This is a genomic window from Vibrio hyugaensis (assembly GCF_002906655.1).
GTDB classification, from domain to species: Bacteria; Pseudomonadota; Gammaproteobacteria; order Enterobacterales; family Vibrionaceae; genus Vibrio; species Vibrio hyugaensis.
In genome coordinates this window covers 940,604-962,057 of the sequence record NZ_CP025795.1, presented here as the reverse complement: position 1 = coordinate 962,057, position 21,454 = coordinate 940,604, and the positions used below count along the sequence as shown (strand labels likewise).

At 44.8% G+C, this 21,454-nt stretch carries 5 protein-coding genes and 1 pseudogene; all 6 read right to left on the bottom strand.

Annotated elements, in window-relative coordinates; genetic code table 11:
• Window positions 1–34: 34 nt before the first annotated feature.
• Window positions 35–4,792 (bottom strand): OmpA family protein, encoded by a 4,758-nt coding sequence (locus tag C1S74_RS21385; RefSeq protein WP_231578846.1) that lies wholly within the window; start codon window positions 4,790–4,792, stop codon window positions 35–37.
• Window positions 4,786–6,093 carry a TolB family protein gene (locus C1S74_RS21380; protein ID WP_045399747.1) on the bottom strand — a complete coding sequence of 436 codons (1,308 nt, stop codon included), beginning with the start codon at window positions 6,091–6,093 and terminating at the stop codon, window positions 4,786–4,788. Before C1S74_RS21380 ends, C1S74_RS21385 begins: the two co-directional genes overlap by 7 nt.
• Before the next feature lie 65 nt (window positions 6,094–6,158).
• Complete coding sequence (locus C1S74_RS21375) at window positions 6,159–6,689, bottom strand: hypothetical protein (RefSeq protein WP_045399744.1); 531 nt, start codon at window positions 6,687–6,689, stop codon at window positions 6,159–6,161.
• Window positions 6,690–6,766: 77 nt separating this feature from the next.
• A complete protein-coding gene (locus tag C1S74_RS27145) occupies window positions 6,767–6,931 on the bottom strand; it encodes a hypothetical protein (protein ID WP_425275344.1) in 165 nt (54 codons plus the stop codon).
• Window positions 6,932–7,151: 220 nt separating this feature from the next.
• Window positions 7,152–8,463, bottom strand: a pseudogene (locus C1S74_RS21370) (hypothetical protein); the annotation flags it as partial.
• Window positions 8,464–9,233: 770 nt separating this feature from the next.
• A complete protein-coding gene (locus tag C1S74_RS21365; RefSeq protein WP_103415409.1) occupies window positions 9,234–21,440 on the bottom strand; it encodes a tandem large repeat in 12,207 nt (4,068 codons plus the stop codon).
• Window positions 21,441–21,454 lie beyond the last annotated feature (14 nt).

Here is a 21,454-nt window from a genome sequence, read left to right as displayed (position 1 = left end):
CGAAGGCGGTTTTTTTTATCCAAGTACTCAAGTACTAATTCTCTACCCAGCTATCAATCATATCTCTCCTCGCTTCGATCAAGTTATCAAAGTAGTCGTTGTAGCTCATCCACTTCTGAAGGTTGATGTGGGGTTTAAATTTAATTTCCTTAGAATGATCAGCATACTCAAGGTCTGTGTTGAGCTTATTAAGCTGTTTAGCAGCCTCAACTTCGTCTTCTTTGTACTTGAGTTTGATCCAGTTACTTGGAATTCTAGCCACACCACTATCGACCATGTGCATTCCATCACCTTTCTCTAAATCTAGCCCTGCTCCAAAAGGAGCATTGACTTGTATACCAAAGTTGATACCTTTCCTTGAACTGCTTGGTGCAATCATCGGCCTTAAGCCATTTACTTTGTGACCAAATAGATTGATATAAGAAAGCTCTTCCACACTGGCAAACAAAGTGGTTTCTTCTTCCCTTGCACCGCTCCATGTCGATAGTGCTATATGTTCTAAACTTTCTGAATTCATCTTAACCAGATCTTCTTGAAGCTCAGATAGTGACTTAGGAATTTTTTCGATTTCAGATTTTTCAAAGATAAAAGAGTCACCCACCTTTTTCACTGTTCCGAGTCGTGCGACTGCTTTAAAATCTGTCACTGGACATAGGTTTGAGCCAGGCCATAAGTTTGGATCATAAGAAAATTGAACGTGAATTGGGATTAGGTTTTTGTCAAAACCTTGCTCCTCTAAATTATCAGGATCACACGGCTTTGAACGAATCAGTAGAGTTGCCGTCGTTTCTTTATTCCAGTCAAACGCCGTAACTTTACCACTCATGCGCTTATCAGCTTTTAGGAGAGGGTCATCCCCACCTTTCTTAGCAGAGGCGTATTTTAAGCCACTTTGCCCTAAGTAAAGGCTCACTTTTGCCCCATCAAAAACCTGTGGATATCGTACTTTCTTACCCTCAGGTGGCATTAAAAATGTCTTCTCATAGAAGAGACCATCGCCAAAAATAGCGCCGCTAAAATTGATAAAGTCTTTTGTTAACTCATATTGACGAGATGGCGACAACGTCACGTTAAATCGGTCGATGGTTCTCTCTTTGCTATCTGCCGAACCAAACGAGCGCAGCACATTGACACGCTTTTCTGTCTTACTTTGACCTGGCACTTTTAACTCAAAAAAGTAGCTCAGGAATTTGAAACCACCCGAGACGGTCGAGCTAGCAGCTGTATCAAAGAGACTCTTCAACGCAACGTCGTCGTAATTAGCAACTGGTCGAATGCCAAATACACGTTTAGTACCAAAGAAATAACTTGGCTGAATAATGACGCCAAGTTTCTTCGCATTATTGTCATCACCAAAAATCACTTTTCTCTCTTGTTCAGAAAAGTTCACAGGTGTTAACTCTGATACATATTCTATATGAGTAGAGGCAACACTATCACTCCACTTCCAGTTTCCTTCATTTGAACTATGTGAGATGACATCAAGACAAATCGGCAACTGACCAATAACGTTGCTGTTATCTTCGCTCCCAACCCCATCTTTTACCAACGCTACGACCTTAATATTGTCATAGGGTGTCAGCATTGCACCGTTATCTAGATAATACTGCTCAAACGGCACCCAATCATCATACTTCGGAAATGAACCATTCTTCTTATAAGGGCGACGAACAAAGACTTCAACTCTCTCGAAGATACTCTCATCTAGGCCTTTTGGCGGTTTATCTCCTAGTAATGCCTCAAAATGGCTGTCGTCTTGACTAGCCCTGTAATGAATTGGAAAGTAGTGGTTATATCGCTGGGCTTTCCCAGTCATTGAATCGGTTAAATCATCGGATACATAATGGCGGTAAACATTAACACCTTGAGCGTATATTCTGTCAACCGAAGCGCTGCCAACTTGCTTGTGTGTTTGGCTGTAGCCATTTTTTCCCATCCAAATTTCATCTAAGTGTTCAGCACCCAATAATGAGATATCGACACTCCAATCATCATTGAGGATAAACTCATCAATATAATCCAGCACCCGGAGATCGCTGAACTGTTTAGGCCCACTGAACAAATTGCCATCACTCAATAACCCACCACTGCTAAAAGTAGGCATTACTTTGGTGGCGTGAAAGCCCTTAATCAATCGAATCAAGCCATTCAACGCAATCATTCGCTTCATATACGATTTTAAGTACACTCGGGTCGCATTGGGGATATCCGGTTGTGCTAAAAATTGGTTAAACGCCATAAGATCTTGGTGGCGGATGGAATCAACCTGCTTAACGTATTTTTGATATTCAGTGTTTGGCTTTAAGAGGTCCATAATGGCAGTAGCAAGCTTTACACCTTCTACCCCAGCGGCAATGACTTTTGCTGGCGGGAAGGCCATGGCCGCCCCACCAATTAATGCATTCAAACCGGATTGGATGAACTCCAGCATCGCCTGATCTTCGTTCATGTCTTTGGCAATTTTTATCTTTGCCGCCTTTTCAACATTCATCAGGCCTGCACGACACGGTGGATATTCCACAGAACGGCTAAACGCGAGATAGATTTCAACCCGACGGTTTTTCACCCGCTCTTCAATCATACGGTTGGTATTACCAGGTAATGAAGCTGCATACCCTTTTGCTACAATTTTGAACATAGGAGACCAAACGCTTTGAGCGTCCGGAGACATCGCATCAAGGATGGCCTCTTTGACAGAAACAGCACGCTTTTCCGATAAAGCCAAGTTGTAGGCTTCTGACCCCATATTACAGGTATGGCCTGTTATGACAATTTCGAAAGGGTTACTGATTAACTCCTGTAACTGGTTAGCGATTCTTTTGTGCGCACTACTTTTTTCAGTGACTTGGTAAGAATCGAACTCAAAAAATGTCATGTTCAACCGAAGTAACACGTCTTCTACACGCTGGTCTAGTGAAACGCTGCCTTCTTCTACAAACAAATCTGGCATTTCATTTCTTAGTTGATTGACAGCATTTTGATACTTCTCTTCCGTTCCCTGAAAAGCTTGTGCTTTATCTGCCTGTACAGAAGCGGTTGTTGCCATGTATTCCTGTATTTTAGATAGTAAATCTCCGTGTGCTGAGCCTTGAGCTGCTTGATTTCCGCTCCAATTGGCATAGCTATTTACCGCATCGTAACCCAGCTCCGCAATAGTTAGCGGTTTATCTAACATGTCTAACGCTTTCGTTCCGATCCGCCCCGCGCCGTTAAGGTATGGCAGAATGGAAGTGCTCCATAACGGAGAGACTCTATCCATCTGCGCGTGAAACTTCTGACTAAACCACACTATTTGTGCATTAATTTGACCGTACATAAAGTGAGCAGATTGGGTCACTTCGTTCGGATAATGATTTTTTAGCTCCTTTACCGCTTTGATGAAAGCTGTAGATGCTTGTGTTACACCTAATGTCTTTGTAGCGACTAGGGCAACGTCCCTAAGTTCGGCTTTTTCACTGTCTTTGAACAGCTCTGTAGCTGATGCCGCAAATTTACTTAACGTCACCCAACTGATGCCATCTTTTAACACACCGGAAGTTGTCTCCAAACTGCCTTTTACCGTTTGAAACGTCGCCCACGTTGAGTTTGGTAAACTGGTTTTAGTCTCCTTTCGTTCAATCAGTTTTTCCGGACTGTCGTAAGGGAATGCTTCTAAATCGGCATTCAAATGAGGGAAGAATTGTGGGGCATGATTAATTAAGGCTTCTTCAACGGAGATAGGATCACCATTAACAACGGATGTACGCCCCGCGGTTGTGTGAATATCCAAAGCAAGGGCATTTTCTTTTAAGCTGTAGCGGACAGGAATACTCTTAGCCTTTAAAGCAGCCTCAACCTCTCCGGTCTCATCTGTGCTTATGACTTTCGAAAAATCAATATCAAACCGAACAGAGGTTAGTCGGTCATTTAAAACTAAAACACTTTCCGAATTAAGCCAAAACGTCGCGACATACATAGACTCGTCTTGACTAACCTGACCATCTGTAGAGTACTTGTATAAAACTTCTTTAACCATCGATGTTGGTAAAACACCATGACTCTCTGTCTCAGAGCCTTGAATATTAATACCTTTTGGCAAATCAGCTAATGTCACTTCAGCGCCAATATAATCCTTTGAAGAAAAAACAACTTGAATAGTATAAAACTGCGGAACTTCAACTACATGTATCTGTTTAGAGTGGCTCTTGTTGTGCCACTTTGCGTAGTTGTTAAAAAAATCACTGCCTTTGTCAACTTGGTCCGAGGGGGGAGCCAGGCAATCTTGCTCGACGCTAACACGCTTAACGCTTAAATCGGTTACACAAGCAGGTTGCCCTTTATCATCCTTTATCTCCTTAAGATCCTTATAAGACAACAAGTTGTAGAGTTTAGTTAACCATGGCTCTTGGTCTTTACTTTCTTGGGCGGCATTCGCCATCTGGCTTAATGGCACCAAATAGCTCGGGAAAAACAGCACGTCTTGCACGGCGCCCTTGTTAATCGCGGCTTCCACACAACCCTTTGCCAAAGGAGCCCTCAGTAACTCAGCGCCTATCTGATCAGCGTTGAATTCGCGAGCCGCTAAAATATTAAGCTTACCCAACTCATCACTAACCGCGATCGGATTTTTACTGCTGGTAGATATCTGTTTGTTAGTAGTACTGTGGTCTGCAACAAACTCCTGTTTGACTTCCAAGCTAGGAATGACCAATGTTTCATGGGCTAATGGGAAAAGGCGGCCAACGGGTTTGCCATCCCTGTCATGCAATCTCCCCATTAGATAAAGGCCCGGAATATCGTAACGTTTTACCATTTCTTAACCCCCATATATTCCCTAACTTGATCCATGTCTTTAAACAGCGCTTTCATATCGTAATACTGAGCACAATTCCGGAACTCTCCTCGGCTCCTTGCGCAATCCCAACGCATCTTTTCGGTCACTTTAGGCACCAGCTCATCGAATTGTGCCTTGGTAGGGATAGGAGGCATAAAAGGACGCAAATCCATATTCTCAAAGTCTTCGTAAATATCAGCTGGTATGTAAAAGTTGATTCGATTTAATTTCTTGTAGTCAAACTCGCCACTACCGATTTTTAACGCGTAGTAATAGCTCAAACCATCAAACATCCCAACTTCTTCAGGTTGCTTTAATCTCAACAATCGATTTCCGTATGCTCTGGCATACCATTTACCGCGTTGAAGGGGATACCTCTCAGGGGAGTCTTCCAGCTTTTCATTGGGAGTTTGAAACGAAAATAGTTCGTATGGTTTTCGGTCACCACACATCATATAGCTATATATCGGACCGCGTGTATAACCCTGTTGACATTGATCTGCTACATACTTTTCTTGATTGATAAACGTCATTTCTGGAAAGCTAAATACCAGCTGTTTTACTTTTCCTCGTTCACCGCGCCCATCTCTTTTTGCGACGCTATAGATAAACCGCCCGTTCAGTTGGTCGATAATAAAAGCGACGCCATCTTTTGATGGGTTCCAGATTTCGCCATTAACCTCGAGCTCCCCTTCAAATGTATGCTTAGGTTTTTTGGTTTTTAAATCAAGAAAGTATGGATTTCCATCTTGGAAATTTAAATAGTAATATTTACTGCTATCAAGGGTAAATGTCCCTGAGTGGCATGCATCCATTTTCGCCAAAATTTCTCTATCTTTAAGATCGTAAACCAAACAATGTCGGATACCAAAAGATGAATAATTGAAAGCTACGTATCGCCCATCGGCGGTGCGCTGCGTGTTGCCCCCTTCAGGTAGTTCGCCAACCTCATCTCGACTCAATAATAGGCGAACATCACTACCATCTAAGTTCATGGTGTACATATTAGAGTCGGAGCCATAGTTAAACATCACTTGAGGTTGAGTGTGCGTTGCGTTCCACTTTTCTTTGGGGACACCTTCAAGGGTTTCTATGTCGATTCGCCAACCACGAATTTTTGAAAGGGACTCTCTTTGTTTACTGAACAAAGTAGATGTCACTGTGTAACCGAGGTTTCTTTTATAGGCTTCACCCATTTGAGGCTTGCTTTGCCAATGCAAAACACCAGCCCCAGCCAATAAGGTAGCAACAATGGTGCTGCCTATTATGATTTTTTTCATATTTCGCTCATTCTCTTCATGATTTAATAAACCGAGGTCTAAAGCAAATTCCCCGTATTATCTCTTTAATTGGCGTTGATAAGCTCTAGCATCATGTCTAATGTTTTCTTTTGACGCTCTCTTTCTTCATTAACTTCATCAGGCACTCGCTGTTCTTCGTGCTTAGAAATCATCGGTAATTCTGGTGGTTCTGCGATGATCTCTTGGTACGTCAGCCCTTCAAACATCATCACCGCGCTGTCTTGCCCCCCAAGGTGCGAAAGCACAAGTGTAAACTTTCCTTTGGGAGGCATACCTGTCACTAAGGCACTGATATAACCATCTTTACTGGTTAACTCAAAGGGCTCGGTAACTCGCCAGTCACTTTCAGAATCTTCCATAATGGCAACTAAGCCGTCATAGGAAGCAAACGAGTAAGGGTCTAGCTGTTCTTCCAATGGGCCATCTGCCAAACCAACCTCTAAACGAACAAGGAGTTTATCTTCCTCATTGCTTATCGTTGATGCATTATTAGCAATAGTTTGAGCTTGGAAATAGTCATCATCGACTGCCGGTTTTGGTTTTCCGTGAGCTACCCCAAATCCCAGAGACATCATTATAATAAGCGTATATAAAGTGATTAATCTTTTCATTTTCAACCTGTTATTTCTAATAGACCAAATAGCCTAATGCGTTAATTGTTATTGATAAGCCCTAGCATCATGTCTAATGTTTTCTTTTGACGCTCTCTTTCTTCATTAACTTCATCAGGCACTCGCTGTTCTTCGTGCTTAGAAATCATCGGTAATTCTGGTGGTTCTGCGATAATCTCTTGGTACGTCAGCCCTTCAAACATCATCACCGCACTGTCTTGCCCCCAAGGTGCGAAAGCACAAGTGTAAACTTTCCTTTGGGAGGCATACCTGTCACTAAGGCACTGATATAACCATCTTTACTGGTTAACTCAAAAGGCTCGGTAACTCGCCAGTCACTTTCAGAATCTTCCATAATGGCAACTAAGCCGTCATACGAAGCTAACGAGTAAGGGTCTAGCTGTTCTGCCAATGGGCCGTCTGCCAAGCCAACTTCCAAGCGGACGAGAAAGCCACTGTTTTTTCCATCCACATAAGCAATGACCGTATTACTCTGGTCGTAACTTCGAACGATGGCTTGTTGGTCACTCAACCATGGCATGTCGTCTTCGGTAACTTTGTGGATGGCGGCACTGTCTACATCGGAGGTAAATTGTTGTGCACTGAATGACTGTGCGTCACTGTAACTACTTAATTCATCTAATGGTGTGCTGGATTTCTCTAGCAAAGCAGCATCCGATTCTAATGCTTCAATCTGGGCAAAGCGCTTTTGCTTTGGTGAGAAAATGATCTTGAGTCCATTTTCCCCCTGTTGGACTTCACCCGAAATTTTGTAAGGTGCCCAGAAATGCGCCATGGCAAAACCGCTTGCGCTTCTTTGTATCACCTGAGGTATGTCTTTTTTCTTTTCTTCTTGCTCTAAGGTACGGTAGTACTCGACGTCAACATCTTGGTAGTAACCTTTCTCGGTTATCGCCATCTCTCGCCAAAGCTTCCCTTTCCAAAAGACATAGAGGAAACCACCACAAAGATCGGAGGCTTTTGCTTTGTCATTGCTGCCATCTAAGTAAGCCAATGGTCTCACCGGCACCAACACGTTATCCCACTCATCCATCTGAGTTTCTTTATCAACGGGTTGCAGGCCTTCGGCTAATCTAAGCAAGATTGGCTGAGGCTGATCGGAACAAGGGATTTTGATATAAAGCGTTTTACCCTCAGCTTCGAGATCTTTAAAGGTCGCGAGGCTGCGGTGCTTGTTTTCGGTATCGGCCTTACCTACGGTGACTTTTTCTTTTTGAGCGTCCGTTTTGCCCAACATCAAACATGCCGCATTGCTAGACCACTGCCCTGCAAACTCGACAACGATTTTTTGATCTGGGCTTGGCTCATATGGCACGTGGGTGTAACTGCGGACTAAAGCAACATCGTCCGTTACCTGCTTATATCCGGCTTTGAAAACTTTACTTTCATTCGAAGCAGATACAGAGTCAACGAGTGTTTTGAGTCTAGGGAAACTTTGCAACTGAGAGTCCGTCAATGGCGACCGGCGAGCAAAGGAAGATAATGAGACCCAACTGCCTTTCCCAAGCTCGGTTCTGATCGCTGTTAGCAATCCGCTGGTCGTTTTTTTAGAAGAAAGAGAAATCTTCTGCGCCAGTTCTTTAGGGAGGTTTTTAAGGATGTCATCTGGATTTCGCAAACGCGAAAGCTGCCCTATACACTCATCCGGTGTAAGGACATAAGATAGCTCGTTGGAGGATAGCTTCGAGCTAGGTATAAATTTGCAAACTAAATGCATTTGAATTCTCCACAACCAACATCGTAAATATGGTTGCGGTGACGTTTAAGCTGATAAGGCTTACAAGTACGATTTGGTGAGCTAATCCTACTTATTTAACTATTAACTTTCAATGAGATAGAAAAGCCGCCAGAGCATACCCAACAACACAAATAGTCATTATTACTGCCAATTTAGTTTATTTAACTACCACAAAACAGCAAATAACAATCAAAACAGTGACTATGTGGGATTTTGTTGATTCTCGAAAAATTTCATTTATGGGCAGAAGTTAACAAAGTTGGTGGTAATCCATTTTTTAATCAATGGACTTTTAAAGAAAAGTGGATTGGAGAGATATCTTCTCCAGTAGCAAACAATGCGTGCATACTACTGAAGAAGCGTAAATAAAAAGGTGAGCGCGTGTCACACTCACAAAAAGGCGCAACTGTTTTGAAGCAATGCTAGGCTGGTGTCACTTCATCACAGTCACAAAACGTCAGGTAGTACCCACTACCTAATGCAGAACTCTATACTTGGGGTATAGGATTAATCCTAACTATATAATATTGAGACATATTCTCAACATGACACATTCACCACGACATCTCTCAAATAACCACCACAATCACGCTAACCGCTCCCAAAAACAAAATTGTTGTAGGTATTCTAGATGTTTTGCCTTGTATAAAGACGATGAAACCATCCATATCAATCATGAGAAAAAGCTATTCGTTTGACTTAGATCACCTAAACAAGAAAAAGAAAGCGAGCTAAACGCTCGCTTTCTTTTATGCAGCCTTATCTAAGGTTAAGTTGCCGCTGTATCGCTCCCAATAACCAGGCCTTATTAGAGCTGTCACGGTACTATCGTAATTAAACGTTGCCTGGGCTTGTTCAGCGCTAGCAGATAATACGTTCGTTCCGTTCGCATAAACTGTTATTGAGCCGTCTTTCATCATAGAAAGGTCAAGATCAGTCGTCCATGCTCCGCCGGATAGTACGGTTGCACTACCTGTGATTTCAGTGCCATCCGTATCGACTGCTTTAAGTTCTATCTTATCATCGACCTCAAAGCGTGTGCTTGTTCCGTTGACTGTTACGCTTGTTGACACTGTGACGTCATTGATCGTTCCTAGGACGATGGTTGGCGTGATTGGCATGGAATACGTGCTGTCTTGTGCGCCAGTATTACCTGAGAGGTCTTGGTAATCTTTCACTACTAAACCGACGGTTAGCTCAGACGTTGCTGGCACCACTACATCACCTGTCCAGATACTCGCATCTACCGTCTTCGTTAACACAACAACTGAGCCACCGAGCTCTGCACTTGCCGCTTGAAGCTCTTTATCGAATTCCAACCTTACAGCCACACTTTGCCCTTCCGCTTGGTGGGTTGGGTTAAATGTTGCACTCGTCAGTGTTGGCAATGCCTGCGATAGCGTAAAGGTAGTTGTTTGTGTTGCTTCTACATTAGATGCATTAGTTCCCTTCACAACAGCGGTGTACGTGCCGTTTGGCTGACCGCTGATGTCCATCGCATCGCTCGTCCAAGCGCCACCACTTTGAACAGTGGCATTGCCACTGGCGATAACCGTTTCACTGCCTTGCGCTTTGATTTCTACGCTCAACGTTTGGCCATCAAAGCGTGTTGAGGTACCCGCAATCTGCAATGACGCTGAGTTACTGCCGTCTACTGTACCCACCGAACTGATCGCCAAGGTTGGTGTGATTGGCATGGAATACGTGCTGTCTTGTGCGCCGGTGTTGCCCGATAGGTCTTGGTAATCTTTCACTACTAAACCGACGGTGAGCTCAGACGTTGCTGGCACCACTACATCACCGGTCCAGATACTCGCATCTGCCGTCTTCGTTAACGTGATGGCTGAGCCACCCAACGCTGCGCTCGCCGCTTGGAGTTCTTTATCGAACTCAAGTCTGACCGCCACGCTATCCCCGACCGCTTGGTGCGTTGGGTTAAATGTTGCACTCGTCAGTGTTGGCAACGCCTGCGATAGCGTAAAGGTAGTTGTTTGTGTTGCTTCTACATTAGATGCATTAGTTCCCTTCACAACAGCGGTGTACGTGCCGTTTGGCTGACCGCTGATGTCCATCGCGCTGCTCGTCCAAGCGCCACCACTTTGAACAGTGGCATTGCCGCTGGCGATAACCGTTTCACTGCCTTGCGCTTTGATTTCTACGCTCAACGTTTGGCCATCAAAGCGTGTTGAGGTACCCGCGACTTGCAATGAGGCAGCGTTACTACCATCGACATTACCCACTGGCGTGATCGCCAAGGTTGGTGTGATTGGCATGGAATACGTGCTGTCTTGTGCGCCGGTGTTGCCCGATAGGTCTAGGTAATCTTTCACCACCAAGCCTACGGTCAGCTCTGACGACACTGGCACGACAACATCACCTGTCCAGATACTCGCATCTACCGTCTTCGTTAACGTGATGGCTGAGCCACCCAACGCTGCGCTCGCCGCTTGGAGTTCTTTATCGAATTCCAACCTTACAGCCACACTTTGCCCTTCCGCTTGGTGGGTTGGGTTAAATGTTGCACTCGTCAGTGTTGGCAATGCCTGCGATAGCGTAAAGGTAGTTGTTTGTGTTGCTTCTACATTAGATGCATTAGTTCCCTTCACAACAGCGGTGTACGTGCCGTTTGGCTGACCGCTGATGTCCATCGCGCTGCTCGTCCAAGCGCCACCACTTTGAACAGTGGCATTGCCGCTGGCGATAACCGTTTCACTGCCTTGCGCTTTGATTTCTACGCTCAACGTTTGGCCATCAAAGCGTGTTGAGGTACCCGCGACTTGCAATGAGGCAGCGTTACTACCATCGACATTACCCACTGGCGTGATCGCCAAGGTTGGTGTGATTGGCATGGAATACGTGCTGTCTTGTGCACCAGTATTACCTGATAAGTCTAGGTAATCTTTCACCACCAAGCCTACGGTCAGCTCTGACGACACTGGCACGACAACGTCACCGGTCCAGATACTCGCATCTGCCGTTTTGGTTAGTGTCACTGCTGAGCCACCGAGCTCTGCACTTGCCGCTTGGAGCTCTTTATCGAATTCCAACCTTACAGCCACACTTTGCCCTTCCGCTTGGTGGGTTGGGTTAAATGTTGCACTCGTCAGTGTTGGCAATGCCTGCGATAGCGTAAAGGTAGTTGTTTGTGTTGCTTCTACATTAGATGCATTAGTTCCCTTCACAACAGCGGTGTACGTGCCGTTTGGCTGACCGCTGATGTCCATCGCGCTGCTCGTCCAAGCGCCACCACTTTGAACAGTGGCATTGCCGCTGGCGATAACCGTTTCACTGCCTTGCGCTTTGATTTCTACGCTCAACGTTTGGCCATCAAAGCGTGTTGAGGTACCCGCGACTTGCAATGAGGCAGCGTTACTACCATCGACATTACCCACTGGCGTGATCGCCAAGGTTGGTGTGATTGGCATGGAATACGTGCTGTCTTGTGCGCCAGTATTACCTGATAAGTCTAGGTAATCTTTCACCACCAAGCCTACGGTCAGCTCTGACGACACTGGCACGACAACGTCACCGGTCCAGATACTCGCATCTGCCGTTTTGGTTAGTGTCACTGCTGAGCCACCGAGCTCTGCACTTGCCGCTTGGAGCTCTTTATCGAATTCCAACCTTACAGCCACACTTTGCCCTTCCGCTTGGTGGGTTGGGTTAAATGTTGCACTCGTCAGTGTTGGCAACGCCTGCGATAGCGTAAAGGTAGTTGTTTGTGTTGCTTCTACATTAGATGCATTAGTTCCCTTCACAACAGCGGTATACGTGCCGTTTGGCTGACCGCTGATGTCCATCGCGCTGCTCGTCCAAGCGCCACCACTTTGAACAGTGGCATTGCCGCTGGCGATAACCGTTTCACTGCCTTGCGCTTTGATTTCTACGCTCAACGTTTGGCCATCAAAGCGTGTTGAGGTACCCGCGACTTGCAATGAGGCAGCGTTACTACCATCGACATTACCCACTGGCGTGATCGCCAAGGTTGGTGTGATTGGCATGGAATACGTGCTGTCTTGTGCGCCAGTATTACCTGATAAGTCTAGGTAATCTTTCACCACCAAGCCTACGGTCAGCTCTGACGACACTGGCACGACAACGTCACCGGTCCAGATACTCGCATCTGCCGTTTTGGTTAGTGTCACTGCTGAGCCACCGAGCTCTGCACTTGCCGCTTGGAGCTCTTTATCGAATTCCAACCTTACAGCCACACTTTGCCCTTCCGCTTGGTGGGTTGGGTTAAATGTTGCACTCGTCAGTGTTGGCAACGCCTGCGATAGCGTAAAGGTAGTTGTTTGTGTTGCTTCTACATTAGATGCATTAGTTCCCTTCACAACAGCGGTATACGTGCCGTTTGGCTGACCGCTGATGTCCATCGCGCTGCTCGTCCAAGCGCCACCACTTTGAACAGTGGCATTGCCGCTGGCGATAACCGTTTCACTGCCTTGCGCTTTGATTTCTACGCTCAACGTTTGGCCATCAAAGCGTGTTGAAGTACCCGCAATCTGCAATGAGGCAGCATTATTGCCATCCACATTTCCTACTGGCGTGATCGCCAAGGTTGGTGTGATTGGCATCGAGTGTGTGCTGTCTTGTGCGCCAGTATTACCTGATAAGTCTAGGTAATCTTTCACCACCAAGCCGACGGTCAACTCTGACGACACTGGTACGACTACGTCACCGGTCCAGACTTTCGCATCCGCTGTCTTGGTCAGTGTGACGGCGGAACCACCAAGCTCTGCACTTGCTGCTTGCAACGCTTTATCAAACTCCAGTGTGACCGCCACACTTTGCCCTTCCGCTTGGTGCGTTGGGTTAAAGGTCGCGCTGGTCAAGGTTGGCAATGCCTGTGCTAACGTGAAGGTGGCAGTGTCTATGGCTTCGACATTAGAAGCATTAGTTCCCTTCACAACAGCTGTGTACTTGCCGTTTGGCTGACCGCTTATGTCCATCGCGCTGCTCGTCCAAGCGCCACCACTTTGAACAATGGCATTGCCGCTGACGATAACCGTTTCACTACCTTGCGCTTTGATTTCTACGCTCAACGTTTGGCCATCAAAGCGTGTTGAGGTACCCGCGACTTGCAATGAGGCAGCGTTACTACCATCGACATTACCCACTGGCGTGATCGCCAAGGTTGGCGTGATTGGCAATTCGTTTGAAGTATTTTCTTCGCCCACGTTACCAACCAAGTCTTTGTATTGACTAACGACTAAACCAACACTTAGTTCCGGTACATTTGGCACGTTAACTGTGCCAATCCAAACTTTCTTATCTGCAGTAACGGCTAGCGAAGTGATATCATTACTTCCCAACGTTGCCGTTGCTTCTTGCAGTTCTTTATCGAACTCAAGCTTAACGTCAACAGGCTTTCCTATGTCTTGATGTGTTGGATCAAACGTTACTTTGGTCAGTGTTGGCAGCACACCTTCTACCTCCAGAAGTAAACTATCCCCTTTTCCGGGGATAGTGTTGATGCTCTTGTAGCTATCATCAACGACCCGTATCGTTACGTCTTTATTTTCTTTTTCTGGGGTTATGTATTTGACCGTCCAAGTTATGTTGTCAGTGGTACTCCAAGATAAAGGATTCAACTCACCAGTCTCACCACCATCACTCGCTTCTAGTTTTACGTCTGAAATATCAAATTCAGTGACTTCTTCGGTAAAAGTAAACGTGAGCGGGACTTCAACGCCACCAGCCAAAGGAGTGGGCGCAGTGCTCGAGATTGTCAGTTCAGGTACAGTTGCTGCGTCTACCGTTGGCGTTATAGTTTCCTCAGCCTGGTTGTTGACGAGATCAGAGGCCACTACTTTTATCGTGTAATCTCCTGGCGATAACAAGTAGTGCATTACATAGGGGTCGCCAGCGTTAGCTGGTTTTGTGATAAACTGCGGCCCCACAGTGAAACCAGCCCCGTTGTCGGCAGTTGATGTCACTGAACTCAGGTTTTTATCCGCAACGTACGCAGTAACATCTAAGTAATACTTATCATCCGCTGGAGTCATAGATATTTGATTTGCAGTAACACCAGATATAACTGGCAACTCATAATCAATAACAGATTCGATACCTTTGGCATCATAAGTTTCACTAAAAAGCCCAAAGTCTTTAACAGAACGCCCTATGGAATCTATGACCGTCACTTTATACATATACTCGGCCTGGTCATCGACATCAAAAACCATGGTATCTGAACCTGTTGATAACACGATATTTCCATTGAAGTTAAGCGTGTCTCCGGAGCTTGGGACCATATCAATGGAATAATGAGAAGCCTTGACATGTTCCCCCTCGGTAGATGTAATCGTGAACGATTGGCTTTCTTTAGTGAATGCTAGCTTGCCTCCTTGCAAGCTAGTTATGCCATCAAAAGTAAGTGCGACGGTAGGAAGCCTCAAATCGATAGTTTTAATATCATCAGAAGAGTTATCTACCGCGTCAACAGCGATAACCTCAACTTTGATTTCATCACGGCCTAGAAGCTGATCTTTGGACAATTCGAAATAGGTAACGTTTTCCGTTTTTTCTTCTTCAAAGTCCAGTACTCGCACTGTGTATTTAACTCTAGCTAGGCCACTGACCTCATCTCTCATCTCATCAAAAGTGAACCTAACTTTGTCGCTTGGCTGTTCCGTGACCGTGATTGAATCTCCAATAATTGGATCTGTATTATCAAACCTAATATCTTCGACTAAATCTGTCCCACGGTTTTCCCAAACGTCAGTGGCCAGAACCTCGATTGTTAACGCTTTATTTTCTAGACCAGCATCCAACTCATCACTATGAAATGTTGAACAGCGATACTTTGGATCGTCAGAACAGGTGGTGAAATTTCTGAAGTTATCAGCGTTATTTTTTAAATCGTAAGACTCACCACCAAAGGTAACGCTCACGTTTTCTAGGTCCGAGTTTTCGGCGAGCTTAACTCTAAAGTCTACATTGAGGAATTTTCCATTTAATACCTGCCCTTCTTTAGGGTTTGTAATGTCAACAACTGGGTCTTCAGTTGGTAACAAAAACTCAAACTCATGATCTGCCGCTAAATTTCCGGCATTATCAGTAATGTTGGAAATTTTGTAAGCATGCTTAACGGCTGCCTTTTGAATAATATCTGCATACTTCTCTTTGTAACGACAAACAGCCTCACCCTTGGCATTTAAAACACAACTCTCGGCACTAAATGGAATAGACCCAGCAGTCCTAATTAGCTTAGGGTAATTCTCTTGGTCTGTAATATTTACTCCCGACAACTCATCTTCGAATATAAGATCGAACGCAAGGTACTTAGTTGGGTCATCTAAGTCGTACGTCACCTCACCACCTGAAAATTGGTAAGTATTGGATTCAGGGCGAACGACAGCTGGAGAACCTGCATCCATCATTTTAAAGTCAAACTTCTGAACCGCTACTGCCCCATTTGTGCCCTTAGTTTGAACAATCAATACTGCTGGCGAGAATGAGACATTTTCAGAATCAACGGTACAACTAGGTTCTTGTCCTGATGAGATGTTCTTCTCGCCAGAAGTCGGCTTTTCGTCGATTGGAGGTGCATCATTACCACTGTGTTCTTGACGAACCCAACACTGAATTTTATCCGCTTTGACTTCACTTAGTGTTTTGAATGTGACATCTAGTACACCATTGGACACATAGTTCTGAAAATCTTCAGTTGGCCCTACAATATCAAGAGCTACACCATTACGCTGGACGCTTAGCGTGTGGTTAATCTTACTGACTAGTGGCTCATCATCGCTGTTATATTGGACATTATTGTAAACACTAATACTTAGTTCATAGTTGCCGTCAGCTTTTAATTGGTCTTCGCGTAATATGGCTTCCCAAGTATCTTCCGCTCCAGCTTGTCTGAACGAAAAGTTGGTACCTTCACTTTCGCTAGAGTATTTGTAAGTAGAGTCAATACGTTTAACACCGCTTACATCGGTTACTTTTAAAGTGAGTTTGATGTTACCTTCGTTATATACAACACGATCAATTGGTTCACCGCTATCGGCATAAGCGATGGTTAAGTCCAGTAGAGGAAGCTTGTTACTTACATTAAATCTAAAGTCTTCTTCAGAAGTGTTACCGCGTAAGTCGTGACCTTTAACCCTAATAGTATGTTCACCATCATCCTCCCCACCTAACGGGATCTTGAGAGCTTCATCATTAACTATGCCCTTTTCTACCTCGCTTGGAGGTGGAGCATCACCCTCAAATATCAAGTACTTCAAGTTTTCTCGATCCACACCTTCAGTAGAAACGCTACCATTCGAGCCTAAGTCAACTGCTCGTAGCTCAAACACATAATCTCCGATGTAATAACTATTTACATCATGTCCCACTAAACTAAAACTTGGGCCTTGCTTGTCAAAAATCACACTGTTTATATTGGATTCTCTTTCAAAACCATGAACATCTTTTGCTTTAACATAAAGACTGACACTGTTTCCCTCACCCGACAGTTCAATTTTGTCAGTATCACTTGCTATAAGTGGTATTGAAAATTTTTGACTCGGGTCAGTTGGCTTGAAAGTTTTCAGTGCCTCTGGATTGTCTACCTGGAATAACGATACTTCTGTGATGTCAGAATCATCCGTCACCGATTCCAAAAGGACATTGAACTTGCGTCCAACCACGGTGCTTTCTTTAGTTAAAGCATCTTCAATCCAAGGGGTAGAAAGTAAAATTATTGGGCCTTTATTATCGACTTTGAAGCTAAACGTACCCTTCCTACTTTCGTTTACTGGATAAGCTTTGTCTGCCGCTGTCACGTAGAATTCATTGATGGCATCATAACTAAAGGCTTCCGCAACCAATTGGACTTTGACATCTGGCTGGTCGCCAATTAAGTATGGTTCGTCACAAGTGCTTGTTGCAGGGTCACAACTTTCTAATGTTTGGGTCTGGCCCGAACCTTTCCTCAATTCAACCTTTACATTGTTACCTTGACTAAGCTCGCCCCAATCGATAACTGGCGTCCAAACACTGTTGCCACCCAATCGCTCTGTAATTTCCGCATCATTAACAACTGGTGCTTCAGAATCAATATAGATACGAAATCTTGGGGCACCATTATCAGCATCAGATACAGAGTTCCCCAAGTTGTCTTCAGCGCTAACGACTGCAATCCAGTTACCGTCCCCCGGATTGATTGTCGTCCCTTGAGCCGAGCAGTCTTCTTGACTGCATAGTCGGACAACAAACTTCTTGGTTTGATTCGCATAAAACTGCTCATACGAAACTGGGTATTTTTCTCCTGAGCTCTTGTAGAACAGAAGACTACGCTTATCGAGCTTGTCGCCAACCACATCATCCAACTCAAAGGTTAGATCGTGAATATTATTTTTAACGCTAAGATAAACACCCTCTTGTATCTCTTCATCATTAATATCTTTAGGCGGACTGTAACTCGCTTCCGGATAGTCATTGTCAACGTATAGGCGCTCTACGAGCGGATCCGCTTCGGTATAGCCATTACCTTTGGTATCAAACGCACTTGTCTCTAGAGCAAATTCAATGATATCGGTTAGGTCTGTTGACTCTGTATTGAGCGAAAATAAGTATTCTTTCTTGAACTTATTACTCTCGCCAGATTCTTCTAATCTCAAATCCAACGGAATAGCTGTATTTGGATCGCTCTCTGCGTACCACATACTTTGGAATTTAGGCGCATTATCACCCTCTTCAACAATACCTGATGGGTCTTCCAACACAACTTTAGAAACCACTTCACCCGCGACATAGCGTTTGTTACCAACCATCGTTTCACGGCCAGTCACTATCGTTAGCGTTTGTTCCGGCGCTTTATCATCGATACTTCCGCCTTCACCATCGATGATATCGTCTTCACCAAGTTTTGGATCTGCCTGAGAGATATCATCGGCATAAAGCTGAGCGAGATTATCTGGGATACCGTATTTGTCAGTCATAATGTTATAGTACGACTGAGCCAGGTCGTTACGGTAGGTATTAGAACTGAACTTATAATCATCCAATTTGATTTGGTTCCCACCAGCGCCAATACCGTTTGCTTTACCATCGTAGCTAAGATCGTCATAGATAGCAGAAGCGAAATCAGAAGAGTTGTTACGTGGCGTGCCTTGTGCTAAGTCATCAATAGCCTCAACAAGGAATCGGTGCAGATAGTCGTTGGATAAATCGTTTGGAATTGTCTCCTCGAGCATTTCGTTTGTAGCATAAGCCGTCACTGTTGGATCGAATCCAAAGAATGAATCGTTACCACCAGCCAGAGCGTATTTCACATCCGTAAGAATTTGCAACGCTTTCTCTGATGTTTTCTCACCAGCTTCCACTTGGTTCCAACGATAATCAAACAGTCCCGTCTGGTAAGTGGCAAGCTCGGTAACGTAATAAGTGTTTGAACCATCAAGTTCAAAATACGCCCCGATGTTGGCATTGTTTAGGTTAACGCTCGCTTTGGCTCCTTCATCATCTTTCCATTGGTAGTAATGAGGGTCCGTCCCTTCTACGCCAATTAAACGCACTCGCATGAAATCGTAATTTACAACGTCCGTTGTGGTTTCACACGACGCGACATCCAGCGCGGTAGTCTTATCACTTTCTGACTGTTGAATCGTGGTACAGCTTGCAAGAGAAGTGAATTCACCATTAGGATTCAAACCTTCTAACTGCACACGTGCACCAATGAAAGGTGTCACAACGGTCATCGTAGGCAAATCAAAACTGCTTCGGAAGTAGACTTCTTGGGTCGCACTTTCATTGTCGGACTCGTCGATGGTTTGAATTACCAGTTTTTGGCTTGCGTTTTCTGAAACGTTTTTGAAGCCATCACCCAAGATTTCTTTTACGAAAGGCACATAATAGATAACTTCATCGACTCTTCCGTCACTGTCTAAGATGGTTTCGTGAGGTATGCTCGCAGTGATGGTATCGGTCGATGCCAGAGTATCGGTTGTTTTTTGCAGACCGTAGTTGTCGTCATTGTTTTGGCTTACGTAGTACTTTACAACCAGCTTAAGCTTGTCGGCACTAGAGCCTAAAACAGTCTCTGAGTTCACATCAGCAACTCGAACTCGTACGTAAGGAATTTTGTTTTCTTTTAATAGGTTGACGTTAAAGTTCGCAAAGTCGACACCATCAATCGATTGGAGACCAACACTCGCATAGACATAGCCTATTTTCAAGTAATCCCTGCTGGACTGAACGTTGTCAGCGGTATAAGTATCTTGCGTGTAAACGCCTTCATAAGTGGTTCGCTCCCCAGCAAGGTTAACGTTTACGTAGTTCATTGACGTCCCTTCTGGGTAGCCGATGACCTGAACTGGAGCTTGATCGTCGCGACTTACCGCATGTTGAAGTTCACCAACATTATCTTTTGTATCGGTAGCCTTAATATCGAACGTAGTCGTAGATAGGAACTCATCTGTCGAATACGCTTTGCTAAATTCACAAGCACTCCCCGACGCTACCGTAACCGGAGAACAAGCCACATCTTCTGGTAGCCCACTCTTAAATGACACGCTGACGGATTTAATGTCTTGAGACGCTTCTTTTACAATGCCTTTTAATACGTACTCTTTAAGTTGATTGTTGATAGCGCTCGCCGAAGTCACGGAAATAACAGGCGCGTCATTATCCCAATCAAAATTAACGTAATGGCCTGTATTACTACCAGGGACAAGTTCATTGCCTAAAACGTCCGCTGTATAAAAAACCAAACGAGCGGCAGTAACATTGGAAAGCCCCGTGTCCGGGTTGACCTCAACGGCATCAATCGCTTTTGTATTGATGCTTACTTTGATGTTTGTTTCACGCACGCCAATCTCAAAACCGCTTGCGTCTACCGAACAGAACTCACTGCCAGAAGTCTGTTGATCATTACATTTGAACTCGTCTGACCATGAGCCGTTAAGCTGGTATTCAACATATGCAGACACAGATTGAACACCAATATCGTCATTGAGTCTGATATCCACGTTATCTGTGCCGGCCAACACATCGCTGTCTGTGCGGGTTACAGTTGGTGGGGTGGTATCAATATCCGTATCGTTACGAGGTGGAATAACACCATCAGTCTCGCCATTTGTTCCTAGGCCATTTATTTTTTGACTAAACGAAACGTAATCATCAGCATCTGTGCCTGAGACGTTAAGCGTAGGATCGTTTACCACAATCAAAACGTGCTGAGAGAGATCTTGAGTGTAAACGTCACTGGTGATTTTCTGTTGACCAAAGGTAAGCGGCGTAACCGCTCCTGTCGATTCGCTGATCTCTAGACCATCTAAAAGACCATCTGCGATGACATCACGAAATTGAATGTCTGCAAAGTGCATTGAGGTGTAGACGTTGTCCTCAGACTGACCATACTTTTCAATCAGATCATAAGAGTAAGAAGAGTACGCGGTTAACAACGCACCATACTGGTGCCCTGGCGTGGCAAAGCTACTCTGCCCCCCTTTAGTAATATCAATAGGTGTGGTTTCATTGACATTAAAACCGTACATACCATTGATGCTATCTAGCGCTTCAGAAACAGCATCCGAGCCAGACTCTCCGCCCGAAATTTTGTATTTCGCCAAACCAGAAACGATATTGGTCAACGGCGTTAGCATTAATTTTTGGTCATTGCCTTCACTGAAGTTCACCACTCCTTCTAAGCGCAAAGTCTTGCCAGCGCTCGATGACACAATCTCTTTTGTCAGAGGATCGGTGTAGCTACCTTGTTGTGCTACGACATAAAGTGGCATCGAAGAAGATTCGAATTCAAGCTTATAGTCACCAAAAGCGTCTGAAGTTGTGTTGCCCAACTTCCTACCTAGCTTTCCGTCCTTGTATTCAAACACCTCGATTTGGGCACCGTTGACTGGGGCGTCAAAAACGTTACCTGAGATGCTTCCGGTATTCCTTGCTGGCGGGGTGTTATCACCGCCATCACCACCACCACATGCGCTTAATAAAAGCGATGCAGTCATAAGACCTAACGTTG